Below are 17,439 nucleotides of genomic sequence, written 5' to 3' on the forward strand. Positions count from 1 at the left end.
GCTCACAACATAACCGTATCTGAATGAAAGTTATTTTCTTACAGATACTTACCTCTTGTTTTGTTTCTTTTTCATTTGCTCAAATTGTTCGCTCCCCACTTAGTAATCATTATACAGGCACAGTAACCTACAGCAAGAAATTTGCGGACGCATTTTCTTTTTCCGGTAATCAGGCTGCTTTGGGCAATCTGAAAAATACAACAGCAGGTCTGTACGGAGAGAAACGATTTGGACTAAAAGCGCTGGGCAGTTACCACGAGGTTATCAGCTTTCCTTTAAAAAATGCCGGTGTTGGCATGAACATGCATTATGCCGGTGACGAAGATTTTAACGAAACACAAGCCGGGTTAGCTTATGGTATTTTGCTGGCAAAAAATATTTCTATTGGAACGCAGGTAAATTTCAACCATGTACGCATCACTGGTTATGGCGCAGCATCGACGGTAAATTTTGAGGTGGGTACTTTATTCTTTTTGTCAAGTAAGGTTACAATGGGATTGCATATTTACAATCCGGTGGGAGGCAAATTTGGAAAAAATAATGCTGAAAAGTTTGCATCCATTTACAAGGCCGGCGTGGGATACGACGCCTCTGAGAATTTTTTTGTGAGCGCCGAAATTGCTAAAGAAGAAGATCTTCCCTTGAATGTAAATGCGGCCATGCAATATAATTTCAACAAACATTTTCTGGTAAGGGGCGGCGTAAGCTCAGCAATAGCAAACTATTTTCTGGGTGTTGGCATTTCATGGAGCGACATGAGGCTTGATGTTAGTAGTTCTTATCATCAGCAGTTGGGTTTTTCTCCTTCGTTAATGATGGTTTTTAATTTCTCAGAAACAGCAGAAAAATGAAAATAATTTTTACGCTGTTTTTGTTGATTTCAATGAATGTTTTTTGCCAGGACAAACCAAACGATGTTGGAGAGGAGCAAATAGAAACAGCCATTGAAAATAGCGAAGATGCTGTGACTGATGACAGCTATTGGCAGAATCAAATGTTCTACAAGAAACATCCGCTTAATCTTAATGAGGCAAATGAAAATGAGCTAAAGGAACTAAAGCTGTTGCCTGGCCCGCAAGTGGAAAGTTTTTTGCGCTACAGGCAATTGCTCGGAAGGCTTATTAGTATTTACGAACTACAGGCTATTCCCGGCTGGGATGTTTCTCTGATAAAAAGCTTGCTGCCTTATGTAACAGTGGCTAACGATAAAAATTTGCTGGCAAATTTTGGGTCACGATTTTATGGAGGAAGTCAGTCTTTGCTGATGAGGTATGGAAAAGTGGCGGAACAGCCGAAAGGATATCAACCTCCGGCTACCGAAAATTCGAACCACTATTTAGGCAGTCGTGACGCGCTTTTTATGAGATACAAGTACAATTACAACAACCTGTTGCAATTTGGAATTGCGGGTGATAAAGACGCCGGGGAGCAGTTTTTCAAAGGGTCCCAAAAGAATGGTTTTGACTTTTACACAGTTCATTTTTTTGCAAAAGATATTGGTAAGATAAAACTGCTGGCGCTCGGTGACTTTACTGTAAATATGGGCCAGGGCCTGATACAATGGCAAAGTCTTGCATTTGGAAAAAGCGCCTCGGTTCTAAACATAAAAAGAGAGGCGCAAACATTACGTCCATACAATTCGTCCGGGTCGTATAATTTTCATCGTGGTGCAGGTTGCCTTATTGAAAACAAACACTGGTCATTAACCTCATTTATTTCTTTCAGAAGGCTTAGTGGTAATATTGTGCAGGAAGAAGATGACGAACATATATCTTCTTTTCAAACATCTGGCTATCATCGAACATCCGCTGAACTGAGCGATAAAAACAGCATGCAGCAAATAGCCGGCGGCGGTTCCATCAGGTATAAACAATATACCTGGCATATAGCCGCAAACGCAGTATTGTACTGCTTTTCCAAAGAATTTCAAAAAGAAGATAGGCCTTATAATCTTTATGCACTCAGCGGGAAAAACTGGGGTAATGCCAGTGTAGATTACAGTTATACTTACAGAAACATGCATTTGTTTGGCGAAATGGCGGCAGATAAAAACAGGAAATTTGCTTTGGTGCAGGGATTGTTACTTAGCCTTGGAGCCAGAGCTGATGTGGCTTTTCTGTATAGAAATATTAGTAAAGTCTATCAGTCTCTGTATTCAAATGCATTCACAGAAAATACAATGCCCAATAACGAACGAGGTTTTTATGCCGGCATTTCGCTAAAGCCTTTTTCGGCTATCAGGATCGATGCATATGCAGACGCGTTCAGTTTTCAATGGCCGAAATATCTTGTCGATGCTCCATCGCATGGGAAAGAGTATTTAGTTCAAATGACTTATTTGCCAAATAAGAGAACGACCTTTTACTTGCTGTACAAATCTAAAACCAGGCAAAAAAGCTTTCCTTCTGATGGCAATGCTGCAAAGGTTTTGACGGATCTTCCACAAAATAATTTCCGGATACAAAGCTCAACCACGGTCACCGAAAAGTTTACTCTAAGCAGTAGGGTGGAAACTATTTGGTACGATAATAATGGCCGTTTTAAAGAACAGGGATTTTTGATGTTTGCTCAGGGCGACTTCAAACGTTCTAAAATATTCTCCGGAAACTTGCGGTTACAATATTTTGAAACAAACGGCTACAATTCAAGATTGTATGCTTACGAGAGTGATCTGTTGTACAATTATTCTGTACCGGAATTTTTCGACAGTGGGTTTCGCTATTACCTCAATTGCAAATTAAACCTGGCGTCTCTGCTAAAAATGAAAAAGCAATATGATGTTGGCTGCTGGCTGAAATGGAGCCAAACCATTTATTCAAATAAACGATCAATAGGTTCTGGGTTGGATGTGATTACAGGCAATAGACGATCGGAAATAAAGGCGCAAATTATTATGGAGTTCTAGAAGTAATTAATAATTAATAATTAACAGGGCTAAATGCATATAAAAAGCGATATTATCCGTTGTTCAAGAATTAGCAGGGGCTGTATTCAATAGGGAATCGGCTCCCTATTAATTATTACCTATTAATTATTAATTACTCTAGTTTTACAAAAAAAAGTCATGGAAAATAATCAGCAGAATCAACTTAATATAGAAATATCCGAGGAAATGGCTGAAGGTCAATACGCAAACCTGGCTATCATTACACATTCGCATGCAGAATTTGTAGTTGATTTTGTAAACGTTATGCCTAATACGCCAAAAAGTAAAGTAAAATCCCGCATTATATTAACCCCTCAACATGCAAAAAGATTAATGAAAGCGCTGGTCGATAACATTAACAGATTTGAGGCAGTAAACGGTGATATTAAGGATTTAGAAGAGGTACAATTGCCAATGAATTTTGGCGGTCCGGCAGCTCAGGCCTGATTCGGGTTAGTATAAAACTCTTTCGGATTTTCCAAAAAGTATGGTAAAAATTATAAAAATAAATGTAGATTTTACCATACTTTTCTTTTTTTATACCTTTGTTAAAAGTTTATAACTTTTAGTTTTGTTAAAATTGGTGCTGATCTTGGAATTTTAAAGTTTTTAATTCAGTTGATTATTATCTAAGAGAATGGCATTTAACTGGTTCGGAGAAAATAAAAAGCCAAAATTACTGAACAGCATTCATTTTGAATTAACACATGAGAAAATGCGAAATCTTCACGAGTAATGCAATTCACTTGCATTCATTATAACCCGCGCATTTACCTATTTACCTATTATTGGCAAGCATCGAAGTAAAAAGTTGATTGATAAACTTTTGCCTTCGAAAAAAATATTAAATTTTTGTTATTATTTAAATTTTAACAAAAAATTTACAATTTATTACGCATCGGTCGCCTGGTTTTTGCGGCCTATGTAAATGGGTTAATCAAGATTAGTTAACAACTACATTACACACACATGAGAAAAATCGTAACTGCCTTTGCAGGGCTTTTGCTATGCTCTGCTTTGACCTATGGTCAATCCCGTTTAATTACGGGACAAGTCAAAGACGATAAGGGAAATCCTGTCCCTTACGCCACCGTTAAACTAAAGGGAAGCTCCCGCGGTGTATCAGCCGATCAAAATGGTAATTTCAAAATTGAAGCTGGCAACTCAAAAGCGCTGGTGGCTTCTGCTACCGGATTTGCTCAATCCGAAATTGTAATCGGAAGTGAATCTACCGTCGTTATTGCGCTTAAAGCTGGTGACGAACAGCTGAATGAAGTTGTTGTAACTGCGATGGGTATTAGAAGAACAAAAAACTCTTTGCCTTACGCAGCACAACAAGTAAACGGCGATGAAGTTTCCAAAACAAGAAGTGCCAACTTTATTGGAGGAATGTCTGGAAAAGTATCCGGTGTAGAAATTAAACAAAATAACACATTGGGAGGGTCAACCAATGTTGTTATCCGCGGTGCTAAATCATTGGTTGGTAACAACCAGGCGTTGTTTGTTGTAGATGGGGTGCCTATCGATAACAGCAACAACAATACTTCTGATCAAAAAACAGGACGTGGTGGCTATGACTACGGTAATGCCGCCGCGGATGTCAATCCCGATGACATTGAGTCCATCAACGTATTAAAAGGTGCGGCTGCATCTGCGTTGTACGGTTCGCGTGCAGCAAATGGGGTAGTCATGATCACCACGAAGAAAGGCAAGCGAGGTTTAGGAGTGACTATAAACTCCGGAGTAACAGTTAGTTCCATCGACAAATCCACTTTTGCAAAGTATCAGCACAGTTATGGTGCAAACTATGGTTCTGCAAACGGATATGGTTCACCTGATGGAAACTTCTTTTACTTCGACGCAAACGGCGATGGCACACCTGACCTGGTTACACCAACAACTGAAGATGCTTCCTGGGGAGCCAAGTTCGATCCGAGCTTGATGGTATACCAGTGGGATGCGTTTGATGCATCTTCTCCTAACTATGGAAAAGCCACTCCATGGGTTGCGGGTGCAAACGACCCAACCACTTTTTTTGAAAAACCTGTGAATTTTAATAATAGTATTTACATTGATGGTGGTGGAGATAAAGGCTCTTTTAAATTGGGGTATACAAAAAACAATGACAAAGGTGTTTTACCGAACAGCTTTGTAAACAAGGACCTCGTGAACTTTGGGGCCACTTATAATCTTACCAGCAAACTCTCCGCATTCGCGAGTGTTAACTTCTCTAAAATTTCCGGCCAGGGACGTTATGGTACCGGTTATTCAGGAGATCACTCTACTAACCTGATGACAAACTTCAGGCAGTGGTGGCAAACAAACGTGGATGTTAAAGAGCAGAAAGCTGCTTATGACAGAACCGGTAAAAACGTAACATGGAACGTTGCGGATCCCTCTGATCCTGTTAACGGTTTAGTGCCTATCTTCTGGAACAATCCTTATTGGGTGCGTTACAAAAACTATGAAACAGATAGTCGCTCAAGATACTTCGGCAACATGGGTCTTACCTACAAAATCACTGACTGGCTGGATGTTTTAGGCAGAGTAAGTCTTGACTCTTACAATGAAACAGAAGAAGAAAGGGTTGCAGTTGGAAGTCTGGAAGTTCCTTACTATTCTAAATTCCTGAGATCTTTCCGTGAGTACAACTATGACCTGATGGCGAACTTCAACAAAGACATTGCTAAGGATCTGAACCTGAAAGCAACCGTTGGTTTGAACATAAGAAGAGATCAGGTTAGCTCTACTTTCAACTCCACAAATGGTGGTCTGTCAGTTCCCGACATTTATGCTTTGAACAATACAAAAAATCCTTCTTTGCCTGCTGTTGAAAACGATTATCAAATTGGTGTTGATGGTCTTTTTGCAAGTGCAACTTTGGGCTATAGAGACATGTTGTTCCTTGATTTGACAGGCAGAAGAGATAAGTCTTCTACACTGCCTGTTGATAACAACACTTATTATTATCCGTCTGCTTCTTTGGGTTTTGTATTCTCTAAACTCATCGACAATGCGCCTTGGTTATCTTATGGTAAAGCAAGACTGAACTATGCAGAAGTGGGTAACAGTGCCGATCCAAAAGCATTGATCGATTACTATAGCATCAATCCTGCATTTGGCAACACTGCAATGACATCTATCGGTGCAAATAACTCAATCAGTTCATTGAATCCTGCACTGGTAACTAAGAACAACCCTAATCTTGTTCCTGAAAAAACAAAATCAATAGAGGGCGGTGTGGAAATGTCATTCTTTAAAAATCGTTTAGGTTTTGATGTTACTTATTACAGCACAAAAACGGTTAATCAAATTGTACCTGCACCTATTTCAAGAGCTACAGGTTTCGATGCTAAATACATCAACGTAGGTGAAATTGATAACCACGGTTTGGAAGTGTCATTGAATGGTACACCAATCAAAACAAAAGACTTCTCCTGGAACATTGCGCTTAACTGGACAAGAAACCGCAACAAAGTTGTGTCTTTGGGTGAAGGCATTACAAACTTCCAGCTCGGTTCATTCCAGGGTGGTGTAACTTTGAATGCTGCATTGGGAGAACCTTATGGTACTATTCGCGGACAGAATTTCGTGTACCAAAATGGTCAAAAACTTGTTAGTTCAAAAGGGTACTACGTAAAATCACCTAACTCAAATGATGTTATCGGAAACGTAAATCCTGATTGGATTGGTGGTATCAACAACACATTCAAATACAAAAATTTTGCTTTAACCTTCCTGATCGATATACGTCATGGCGGAGATATTTTCTCGCTTGATATGTATTATGGTTTGGCTACAGGCTTATATCCTGAAACCGCCGGCACAAACGACCTTGGCAAACCTGTAAGAAATAAACTTTCAGATGGAGGTGGTGTTGTTTTCCCCGGTATTACTGCTGATGGCAAAGCCAATGCAACGCGTGTAAATGGTAGTATACTAGATGATAACGGACAGGAACAATCACTCTTTGGTATGTACGGATATTACAGAAATCCGGCCGCGGCATTTATCTATGATGCGAGTTATATCAAATTGAGAGATCTTACTTTGACATACTCTTTCCCGGACAAAATGATGCAGTCAACAAAAGTGTTTAAAGGAATCGATGTATCGCTATTTGGCCGCAACCTTTGGATCATTCACAAAAACCTTCCTTATTCAGATCCTGAAGAGGGCATCAGCTCAGGGAACCTTCAAGGTTACCAGGTGGGAGCTTATCCTTCAACAAGAGTCATTGGTTTGAACTTGAAACTGAAATTCTAAAATTTTAAAAAGGAAGCTTAAATGCATAAGTGGCCAAAACAAATAAAAAATATTCAGATGAAAAAAATATTAGCAATAATGTCTTTGGGTGTGCTGATGGTGTCTTGTAAAAAAGATATTCAGGATCTGAACGCTGAAGACAAAAAACCGACAGATGTTCCTGCTCCATCGCTTTTTGCCAATGCGCAAAAAAACGTTGTAGATATTATGACCAGTTCCAGCGTGAACTTTAATATCTTCAGACTGGTTGATCAGTACTGGACAGAAACAACCTATACAGATGAAACAAATTATGACCTGGTAACAAGGAATATTCCGCAGTCATACTGGAATACATTGTACCGCGATATCCTTAATAACCTGAAGCTGGCAAAAAGCAAGATCTACGCGCAGGATCCGGCTTCGGTTACAACTGCCCAGTTGAAAAACCAGGCGGCGATCACTGATATCATGCAAGTGTACACTTATTCAATTCTTGTAAACTCATTTGGCAACATTCCATATTCGGAGGCGTTGGATGTAACTAAGCTTACGCCAAAATATGACGACGCTAAAACCGTTTACTACGATTTACTGTCAAGACTAGACACTTCAATCGCAGCATTGGACCCAACCGCTGATGGCTTTGGCGAGAGCGATTTGCTGTACGCTGGAGATGTTTCTAAATGGGTTGCGTTTGCAAACTCTTTGAAATTGAGACTGGGCATGACAATCGTGGACTATGACTTTACAAAAGCAAAATCAGTTGTTGAGTCTGCAGCTCCAAATGTGTTGAAATCAAATGATGACAATGCAGTCTTCAAATATCTTTCCGCTCCTCCAAATACAAACCCTATTTGGGTTGATCTGGTTCAGAGTGGTCGTCATGACTTTGTGGGTGCGAATACATTGATTGACACAATGAAATCAATGTCTGATCCAAGATTGCCTCAATATTTTGCCAAAAATAAAGATGGCAATTTTGAAGGTGGTTCAGTGGGCGATGGTAACACTTATTCTTTGTATTCACCACCAAGTGACAAAATACTGAAAGCAAACTTTGAAGCTTTGGTAATGGACTATGCTGAAGTTGAATTGCATCTTGCTGAAGCCGTTGAGCGTGGAATGAATGTTGGCGGTACTGCGGCTCAGCACTACAATAATGGTGTTACAGCATCCATCACTTATTGGGGCGGTACAGCTGCCGATGCTACTACCTACCTTGCAAGACCTGATGTAGCTTATGCATCAGCTAAGGGTGATTACAAACAAAAGATTGGTTTCCAGAAATGGCTGACGCTTTATAACCGCGGATTTGAAAGCTGGACAGAGATCAGACGTTTGGATTATCCAAAATTAGATCTTCCTGCAGAAGCCCAATCCGGTTTCCCGGTTCGGTACACTTATCCGGTACAGGAACAAAACCTGAATAAGGATAATTATAATGCTGCTTCCACCGCAATTGGGGGAGATAAGGTAGAAACTAAACTATTCTGGGACAAATTCTAAGAAAAAATATCCGTAGATAGTATTATTTATAATATTAGGCCGCCCGTTTCTGGGCGGCTTTTTTATTTCAACTTTTCTTGATAACTGGTTCAAAATTAATTTTTTAAAAATCAGCGCTGTTAAAACTGTGTTATGTTTCTTGGATTAACATTTTTTTTTACCTTTAATCGCTCAGCTATTTGGACGCTTTTATTGTCATAGTATCTGAATAAGTTGATATTTATTTTTTTTGGCAATTATTTTTTTTTAAAAACCTATTGTAAACACATGAGAAAAATTGTAACTGCACTTACAGTGCTGCTTCTTGGCGCTGTATTGACGTATGGACAATCCCGGGTAGTCTCCGGCCAGGTAAAAGACGACAAAGGGAATCCCGTTCCCTTCGCCACAGTCAAAGTAAAAGGAAACAGTGGACGTGCGGTTTCCGCCGATCAGGATGGTAACTTCAAAATCGATGTAGGTTCCTCAAATGCCTTAATTTTTAGTGCAAGCGGCTTCGATACAAAAGAAGCTTCTGTTACCGGATCAACAGTAGCTGTTGTTCTGAACAACGCACAGGGTGGTTTGCAGGAAGTTGTTGTAACTGCGCTAGGTCAAACCCAAAGTAAAGCCAAGCTTGGTTATTCCACTACAACATTTAGTAATGCTGCCATCACAAGAACTGCTCCTGTTGGTATGCTGGACGGTCTTGCAGGTAAAATTGCAGGAGCGGACATTTCTAACCAGGGTGGTCCCGGTTCTTCCACAAAAGTAGTATTGCGTGGTTATGGTGTTATCGGTGGTGGTAACAACCAGCCTCTATACGTAATTGACGGGGTGCCTTTAAGTGATGCGAGCCCAATCAGCCCAAACAGTCCATTGAACCTTAACGGTAATATTGACTTTGGTAATGGTATGAGTAGCGTTAACCCTAATGACATCGAAAACATTACAGTACTAAAAGGTACTGCGGCGTCTTCTCTATACGGTTCGCTGGCTAAGAACGGCGTAATCATGATTACAACCAAACGTGGTAAATCAGGAAAATTAAGAGTTGAATATGCCGGTTCTGCAAACTTTAGCTATGTGGGCAAAATGCCAACAATGCAAGATCAGTTTGGCCAGGGCTGGGGTGCTCAGTTCATCCTTTCTGAGAATGGTAGCTGGGGACCAAGACTTGACGGTAAAATGAGGCCATGGGGATCAATTGTAGACAACTCGCAATTGGTTAAACCTTTCTCATTTATTGATGATAATATTCGTAACGTTTATGATGTTGGTACCGAATATAATAATACCATATCGCTCTCTGGTGGTACAGCAAACAACAGATTCTATTTTTCTTACGGAAACGTTTCGAGCAACGGTGTCATCCCTACAGATGCTGACATGTTGCAACGAAACTCTTTTGCGTTAAGAACAAACAGCACCTTCGATAAATTTACTATCAACACTTCTCTTAACTATGTTAACAGAAGAATGAACGCACCTTATACAGGTCAGGGTGGTAGCGATGGTGCTTCTTTCTTTGAAGAGCTACTGCAAATACCAGTAGATATTCCTATCAGAGATTTTAAAGATTACAAAAATAAATTCTTCAATGTAGACAACTATTTCACTCCTTTTGCGGAGAACCCTTACTATGCATTGAACGAAAATAAAAACACTCAAACGTCTGACAGGTTCTTTGGTAATATAGACATGAGCTATAAGATCAACAACCAATTTACTGCAGAATTTAGACTGGGTGGTGACTTCACCAATGCACGCAGCTACGGTTACAAACAGGTGAACAAACCAAGACCTGGAAGCTGGAACGCAGGTGCAAACCCTGAAGGACAAAGCAGAGCAGCAGACGTAGGGTCTGTGTTGCAGGGAAATGACTACTTTGGATTGATCAATGGTGATTTCCTTCTAAAATACAATGCGAACATTGGCAATGACTGGACAGTAGATGCGACTGCAGGTCTTAACTACTACCAGGCAGACCAGAAAAACGTTTTCACGCAAATTACAAACCTCGTAATACCAGGGTTCTTTAATTTATCTAACTCAAGTGCACCTCCTACAACTAATGACTATCAAAGTCATAAGAAAAGAGTAGGTGCTTACGGCCAGGTTACATTTGGCTGGAAAGATCAGGTCTTTATTAGCGGTAATGCACGTAACGACTGGTCTTCAACTTTGCCAATCGATAACAACAGTTTCTTCTATCCGGGTGCCAACGTTTCATGGGTAGCATCTAAAACATTGAATTTGGACAGAACGCCAATTTCTTTCTGGAAACTGAGAGCGGGTTATGGACAAACCGGTTCAGATGCTGATCCTTATCTTGTTTATCCAACATTGGTAAAAGGTACAGTAGCTATGCCGTTTGGTACGGTGCAGGCTCCGTTTAACGGAACGCCGGCGTTCGCTGTATCGAATGTGATCGGTAATCCAAACTTGCAGCCGGTTAAAACATCCGAGTTTGAATTTGGTACTGAGATCCGTTTTGTAAAAAACAGGTTTGGTATCGATGCGACATATTATGACAAAACAACAAAAGGCCAGGTATTGCAAGTGCCTATTTCTCCAGGTACCGGTTACACAAGACTGGTGCAAAACCTGGGTGAGGTTACCAATAAAGGTATCGAGCTTACTATTGATGGTAAGATCATCGACTCTAAAGATTTCCAATGGGCCTTTACCTACACTTATTCCAAAAACTGGAACAAAGTTGTCAGCTTAAATAGTGCGTTGTCAAAAATTATTTTGAACGATGCATATGATGCTGAGTTAGATGCGGTTCCTGGTAAACCAGTAGGTGCGTTCTACGCGCCGGTTCCTAAAATTGATAGCGCAACAGGAAAAATAGTAACAAGTGCTGAAACAGGCTTCTCTGTTGCTGCTGATGATAAAGGTTATTATGGTACTGCTCAACGCGACTACATGATGGGCTTTACCAATACTTTTACTTATAAAGACTGGTCCTTAAACTTCTCTTTGGATTATCGTAAAGGTGGTGTGATGTACAGCGGTACTGCTGACTTGCTGTTGTTTACAGGTAATGCAAAAGCTACTTTGTACAACGACAGGGAACCATTCATCATTCCAAATTCTGTTAATGAAGTGGTTGATGGTAATGGTCACTCTGGTTATGTTGAGAATACAACATACATTCCTAAAGATGGTTTTTACGATTATTTCTATCCAACCAAGAACAAAGGATTGGCTTACTATCAAAGGATCTTCGATAAATCATTCCTGAAACTGAGAGATATTACTTTGTCATACAGATTGCCTCAGGCATACGCTTCAAAGATCAAAGCGAGCAACATCGCTATAAGTGTTTACGGACGTAACTTCTTGCTTTGGACTCCAAAAGCAAATATGTATGTAGATCCTGAAGGTTCTAACCAGGGTAATGACCTAGCCGGTGAGTTAGGTGAGTTTAGAGCAGCGCCATTGTCTAAACAATATGGTGTATCGCTTAAAGTTAGTTTTTAATTAAAAAATTAAAACAGGTATGAAAACAAGAAAAAGTATATATAAAATAGGATTGTTTGCACTGACTTTGCTCGTGATGGGCACGGGGTGCAAAAAGCAATTAGACATAAATGAGGACCCTAACAACCCGGCATATGAACAAGGAACTCCTGCAATTGTTTTCCCTGCGGGAACATTGGGAACTGTTGGTGGATTAGGTAGCGATTATCAAATACTTGGAGCCATCTGGTCGCAGTATGTTACTCAATCTGCTGTTTCCAGCCAGTATAAAAATATTGACGCCTATACGGTGCAGTCTTCAGATTTTAATACCTCTTATGCCAACGTATTTTCAAGAGGATTGAATAGTTACAAGTATGTAGTTGATAAGACTCGTGAAAGTGCGGATTGGTCATACTACTTAATGGCCAATGTTATGAAAGGTTATACAACTGCCATAATGGTAGACATGTATGATCAGCTACCGTACACCGAGGCTTTTCAGGGCACGGCAAATCTGCAGCCTAAATTTGATGATGGACACTCTATATATCTTGCTTTGATAGATAGTATAGACAATGCCTTATCTAAAGATTTCAGTGCGCTAACTGTTTCTACTACTGCTATTCCGAGCTTTGGACCATCTGATCTCGTTTTCAAAGGCGATATCAATAAATGGATAGAATTTGCCAATACGCTGAAATTGAAATTGTATTTGCGTATGGTAAATAAATATCCGGATGTAGCACAAGCTGGAATAAAGGCCATGTATGATGCAGGCGATAAATTTGTAACGTATAACGTGGGTGTTACCAATTTTACAAATAATCCTGGATTGGATAATCCGTTTTATGATTATAACATCCGCACGCTTAATACTCCGGACAACCTTAGAGCAAGCCAAACCTTTGTAAGCTGGCTTCAACTAAACGCCGATCCAAGGGTAACAGCATACTTTAATACCGCTGCACCTACAGCAATCAACCAGGGTGATTTTGGAAATCAGGCAAATGCCAACTATCCGAAAGCAACTGTTTTTTATCAAACGGCTACAGATCCTATAATGTTTATTTCTGCCGCAGAATCTTATTTCCTGCAAGCAGAGGTAGCTGTGCGTTACGGTTTGGGTGATGCAAAAGCATTATACAATCAAGGGGTGCTGGCAGCGTTTACAGCTACAGGAAAAGATGGTTCTTCATTTATCGCAGCAGGTGGTAAATACGAATGGGGAAATGAAAAAGAAGGCGGCGTAACGCTGGGAGCAATTGAACAAATCATTCGTCAAAAATGGGCACACTTTGCATGGGGTACTCACGCTCTTGAAGCGTTTTTCGACAAGAACAGAACAGGGTTCCCTAAAACAAGTGCTGTTTACTCAACAAGCGCTTCCTATATACCGGGCCAATGGGTTATATCTGCAGGAACGGTATTGCCAGCGGGTCAAATGCCTAAAAGAGTTGTATTCCCTGATAACGAACGTCAGAGAAATAATAACACACCTTCTGTATCTGATAACCCAATTACAAAAGCTGTATGGTGGGCTCTTTAAACGATAATAACAAAAGAGATTAGCTATGATAAAAAATATTTTTTCTTTAACTATACTTGTTGCGGCAGCTTCCTTGATATTAGGTTCATGCCGCAAATATTCGCCTGTGTCCAATGACCAGAATGTGGGCATCTCCAAAATAACATATTATCCGATTGTAACCATTAAAGGTGAACACTTGATGATATTAAAGCAGGGAGATGCTTATACGGATCCTGGTGTAGATGCAACAATTAAGGATCAGCCTGTAACGCCGGTTGTAAGCGGTAGTGTGAATACTGCTGTGCCGGCAGTGTACAATATTACTTATTCAGCAACCAATGAAGACGGATTCTCTGCCAGCGACTGGAGAACAGTTGTTGTGATAGGTAATGATGTTGCCGCAAATGATTTTTCAGGCACGTACCTGAGAGCCGCAACAGGCGTAACAAGCACCTGGACCAAAACAGCTCCGGGAGTTTACAATGTAGACAATCCCGGAGGAGCAGCAGTGGGAGTTGGTTACATTGTAATAGCTGTAAACTATACCGGCAATAAAATAGCCATTCCCAAGCAGTATGCAACCGATCCAACTGTAGGATCACCGGGCATTGTAAGTTCTTCGAAAGAAACGTACACTCCAGCCCAATATTCCTGGGTATTTCTTGCCGGGGGTTACGGTACAGGTTTGAGAACATTTGATAAACAGTAAATCAAGAAAAAATGAAAAATATTAAGATATATTTATTATTCGGTGCCCTTATCGCGTTGGCAGGTTGCAGTAAAGAATCCGAAGATCCGGGACAAACCAATACTTCAACTGTTTCGGGTGATTATTGGGCAAATCTTTACGTAGATGGAGATGCAATTTATCCTGCGCCAAGAAAGATTACCATCGCCAATACTGCGTCAAATAAGGATTCGGTATGGATCGATGATCACGGGTCTCTCTACGCATTTTATTGCAAGGCAGGTGGAAACATGCAGAATTTTACATTTGCCGCAACCAATTCAGAAAACTTGTATTACGATGGTGGCCCATCGGCGCCTGCAACTGTAACCATTACAGATGGTAAAGTGATGCCTAAGGCTGCTCACTCAACAACCGGCGTTGTAACTGATAGTATTTATTTTAAAGTTGTATTTTCTGATGATCCGGGAACTACATACGAAATAAAAGGTACAGGTACAACTAACTGGCCAGAAGATGATTTTTAAATTTCGCATTTCGTGATATACAAAAGCCGCTGATTATATCAGCGGCTTTTTGTTTGTGTACGTTTCACGCAAAGGCTTGTTGAGTTTCACGCAGCGATCGCAACGAAGCAGCGACGCAGAGAGTTGTAGATGGTTTGTTTTTCATTTCGACAATCGAAAGAGTGGTCAGCCATCACTAAAAATCTGTGTCAATCCGCCTAATCCCTGCCCGAATAAATTCATTCAGGCGGGCGTGTCATCTGTATGCCAACTGAAATAAAAAAGCCGCTGAATAAAATCAGCGGCCTTCTTTATCAAAAAAATCAGTGGTCATCTGCTAAATCAGCGTCATCTGCGTGCTCTCTTACTGCGCTTTCCATGTGTTGTTCGCGTCATTTACATCCGGCAACACATTGTCAGGGTCAATCGTTACAGATTCTACTTTGCCGGTAGAAGCATATTTTGCTTTCCATGAACTTCCATGCTGCCATATTTCAACAGGTAGTTGAAGACGGCCAACTGTTCCGTTTGCTTCTTTAATTTCAAGCGTTACAGGCATTGGTAGTTGCTCAAGATTTTCGATCGTGATAATAATGCCCTGTGAACTATCACCCTTAATGTATTCAACGTTTGTTACCGCCTGGTCAAGTTTCCAGTTGTTCATAAACCATCCGCGCCAGAACCAATCAAGACTTTCTCCACTATAATTTTCCATTGCATGGAAGAAATCCCATGGCGTTGGATGCTTGAATGCCCAATTGTTGATATAATATCTGAACGATTCATCGAAGCGTTTTTGTCCGAGGATCACATCGCGCAAAAGGTCCAGACCCATACCAGGCTTGCCATACGCAACATTGCCAAGATTGAACGGCGCAGTTACATCCGGCACGGTCATGATGCTTTCAGATTTATCGCCAAACATATATTTTGCTGCCTTGTGTCTGTTTGCTGCGTTTGTATTGAAAAACTCTCCGTTGTTGAAACTTTTGTCGGCAACACCATTTATGAAAGTGTTGAAACCTTCATCCATCCACGGATATTTTCTTTCATTGCTACCTACGATCATTGGGAACCAGTTGTGTCCAAATTCGTGGCTCGTAACACCCCACAAAGAATTGCCGCCCGCAAAAGAAGAGCAGAACACGATACCGGGATATTCCATTCCACCTACAATACCCGCTACGTTAGTCGCCACAGGATATGTGTATTCATACCATTGGGTTGAGTAATGTTCAATACAACCTTTTACAAATTCAGTTGATCTTTTCCATGATGTTTCTTTTGCGCTTTCAACAGGATAAACAGACATTGCCAAAGATTTTTTGCCACTTGGCAAATTTATCCTTGCTGCGTCCCAAACAAAAGCTTCAGATGCTGCCCACGCAACGTCTCTTGCGTTGGTGCATTTGAAATGCCATGTGAGCCTGTTTTTTGCAGGTCTTGTAGCTTTATCGGTAACTTCTTTATCGCTTCTGATCGCAACAGTTTTGTCGCTTTCTTTTGCTTGTTTCAAACGGCTGATCTGGTCTGCAGTTAACACTTCAGTAGGGTTTACCAACTCACCAGATGCTACTACGATTTGTTTGGGAGAAGTATTGATGGTAAAATCGAAATTGCCATACTCAAGATAAAACTCACCCTGGCCTAAGTAAGGCAAAGTGTTCCAACCAAGCACATTGTCATACACACACATGCGCGGATACCATTGTGCAATTTCATACACCCATCCGTTTTTGGTTTTCTGTCTTCCCATACGGTCTGTGCCATATTCAGGAATCGCAAAAGAATAGTCAATCTTAATTCTTATAGAGTCGCCGTTTGCTTTCATAGCATTTGGCAAACTGATCTGCATTCTAGTATCGGTGATGTTATAGTCAACCTTGTCTTCTTTTTTAGCAGATACCAACGACACGTTTTTAATATTGTAACCGCCGTCAAATCCTCTGTTGGCCCAGCGTCCGCCTGTGATGGCAGTTGTTGCAACGCCTCTTGATTTAAGGCTGTAAATATTCTGGTCCAATTGCAGCCAAAGGAATGGCAGCTTTTCCGGACTATTGTTTTTATAAGTAATAATTACAGAACCGGTAATTGTGTGGTTGCTGTCGTCCAGCGAAACGTCAATTTTGTAATCGGCGCTGTTTTGCCAGTATGCTTTTCCCGGAGTGCCTGCTGCTGTGCGGATGTCGTCGCCATAAGCAGGATAGAAGAAAGGTGCAAAGGCTTCGTGCTGGTCAAATTTGGAAGGGGTTTGCGACTGTACTGTGAGCGCCGCAAAAAAAAGTACGGAGAAAACTCCCGTAAAAACTTTTCTCATTTAGTTTATTTGTTTAAAGCACTAAAGATATAGTAAGATTTTAGGAACAGAACGCCCGCCTGAATGAAATTCTTTCGGGCAGGCAGATTTTCGTGATTGTGATGATCGGTCAAGATTTGATATTTGAAAAAGTATACCAGTTTTTTTACCACTAAGACACTAAGGACACTGAGCCACACTAAGGGCTGCTTAAAATTTAGACCTCTCTTAGTGTATTCTAAGACTCATAAACTGCCAAAAAATGTTTTTAGGCGGCTTGTAAATAATTGT

The 17,439-nt window shown here is 40.6% G+C and carries 10 protein-coding genes; 9 read left to right on the plus strand and 1 reads right to left on the minus strand.

Features of this window, described 5'->3' with window-relative positions:
• Positions 1-23: 23 nt before the first annotated feature.
• The 9 genes from KTO63_RS13470 to KTO63_RS13510 all read left to right on the plus strand — a co-directional run bounded on the left by KTO63_RS13470 (position 24) and on the right by KTO63_RS13510 (position 14,873).
• Positions 24-851 carry a PorV/PorQ family protein gene (locus KTO63_RS13470; protein WP_217791853.1) on the plus strand — a complete coding sequence of 276 codons (828 nt, stop codon included), beginning with the start codon at positions 24-26 and terminating at the stop codon, positions 849-851.
• Entirely contained in the window at positions 848-2,905 is a 2,058-nt protein-coding gene (locus KTO63_RS13475) for a ComEA family DNA-binding protein (RefSeq protein ID WP_217791854.1), read from the plus strand. The genes KTO63_RS13470 and KTO63_RS13475 overlap by 4 nt, the downstream gene beginning before the upstream one ends.
• A 159-nt stretch (positions 2,906-3,064) precedes the next feature.
• Entirely contained in the window at positions 3,065-3,373 is a 309-nt protein-coding gene (locus KTO63_RS13480; RefSeq protein WP_217791855.1) for a DUF3467 domain-containing protein, read from the plus strand.
• Positions 3,374-3,895: 522 nt separating this feature from the next.
• Positions 3,896-7,192: a SusC/RagA family TonB-linked outer membrane protein gene (locus tag KTO63_RS13485; RefSeq protein ID WP_217791856.1), complete on the plus strand. Its 3,297-nt coding sequence runs from the start codon at positions 3,896-3,898 to the stop codon at positions 7,190-7,192.
• Positions 7,193-7,249: 57 nt separating this feature from the next.
• A complete protein-coding gene (locus KTO63_RS13490; RefSeq protein ID WP_217791857.1) occupies positions 7,250-8,680 on the plus strand; it encodes a SusD/RagB family nutrient-binding outer membrane lipoprotein in 1,431 nt (476 codons plus the stop codon).
• Between the two features lie 267 nt (positions 8,681-8,947).
• A complete protein-coding gene (locus tag KTO63_RS13495; RefSeq protein WP_217791858.1) occupies positions 8,948-12,148 on the plus strand; it encodes a SusC/RagA family TonB-linked outer membrane protein in 3,201 nt (1,066 codons plus the stop codon).
• Positions 12,149-12,167: 19 nt separating this feature from the next.
• Complete coding sequence (locus tag KTO63_RS13500) at positions 12,168-13,676, plus strand: SusD/RagB family nutrient-binding outer membrane lipoprotein (protein ID WP_217791859.1); 1,509 nt, start codon at positions 12,168-12,170, stop codon at positions 13,674-13,676.
• Between the two features lie 25 nt (positions 13,677-13,701).
• A complete protein-coding gene (locus tag KTO63_RS13505; RefSeq protein WP_217791860.1) occupies positions 13,702-14,367 on the plus strand; it encodes an immunoglobulin-like domain-containing protein in 666 nt (221 codons plus the stop codon).
• Positions 14,368-14,378: 11 nt separating this feature from the next.
• A complete protein-coding gene (locus KTO63_RS13510; RefSeq protein ID WP_217791861.1) occupies positions 14,379-14,873 on the plus strand; it encodes a lipid-binding protein in 495 nt (164 codons plus the stop codon).
• A gap of 343 nt (positions 14,874-15,216) precedes the next feature.
• Here the strand turns inward: KTO63_RS13510 and KTO63_RS13515 are convergent, their stop codons facing one another.
• Complete coding sequence (locus tag KTO63_RS13515) at positions 15,217-17,169, minus strand: M1 family metallopeptidase (protein WP_217791862.1); 1,953 nt, start codon at positions 17,167-17,169, stop codon at positions 15,217-15,219.
• Between the last annotated feature and the right edge of the window lie 270 nt (positions 17,170-17,439).

This window comes from Pinibacter aurantiacus, assembly GCF_019130065.1.
GTDB classification, from domain to species: domain Bacteria; phylum Bacteroidota; class Bacteroidia; order Chitinophagales; family Chitinophagaceae; genus Pinibacter; species Pinibacter aurantiacus.

Excerpts from the sequence above, each read along its gene's own strand:
- KTO63_RS13470 (WP_217791853.1), top strand. The coding sequence starts at position 24 with ATGAAAGTTATTTTCTTACAGATACTTACCTCTTGTTTTGTTTCTTTT.
- KTO63_RS13475 (WP_217791854.1), top strand. The coding sequence starts at position 848 with ATGAAAATAATTTTTACGCTGTTTTTGTTGATTTCAATGAATGTTTTT.
- KTO63_RS13480 (WP_217791855.1), top strand. The coding sequence starts at position 3,065 with ATGGAAAATAATCAGCAGAATCAACTTAATATAGAAATATCCGAGGAA.
- KTO63_RS13485 (WP_217791856.1), top strand. The coding sequence starts at position 3,896 with ATGAGAAAAATCGTAACTGCCTTTGCAGGGCTTTTGCTATGCTCTGCT.
- KTO63_RS13490 (WP_217791857.1), top strand. The coding sequence starts at position 7,250 with ATGAAAAAAATATTAGCAATAATGTCTTTGGGTGTGCTGATGGTGTCT.
- KTO63_RS13495 (WP_217791858.1), top strand. The coding sequence starts at position 8,948 with ATGAGAAAAATTGTAACTGCACTTACAGTGCTGCTTCTTGGCGCTGTA.
- KTO63_RS13500 (WP_217791859.1), top strand. The coding sequence starts at position 12,168 with ATGAAAACAAGAAAAAGTATATATAAAATAGGATTGTTTGCACTGACT.
- KTO63_RS13505 (WP_217791860.1), top strand. The coding sequence starts at position 13,702 with ATGATAAAAAATATTTTTTCTTTAACTATACTTGTTGCGGCAGCTTCC.
- KTO63_RS13510 (WP_217791861.1), top strand. The coding sequence starts at position 14,379 with ATGAAAAATATTAAGATATATTTATTATTCGGTGCCCTTATCGCGTTG.
- KTO63_RS13515 (WP_217791862.1), bottom strand. The coding sequence starts at position 17,169 with ATGAGAAAAGTTTTTACGGGAGTTTTCTCCGTACTTTTTTTTGCGGCG.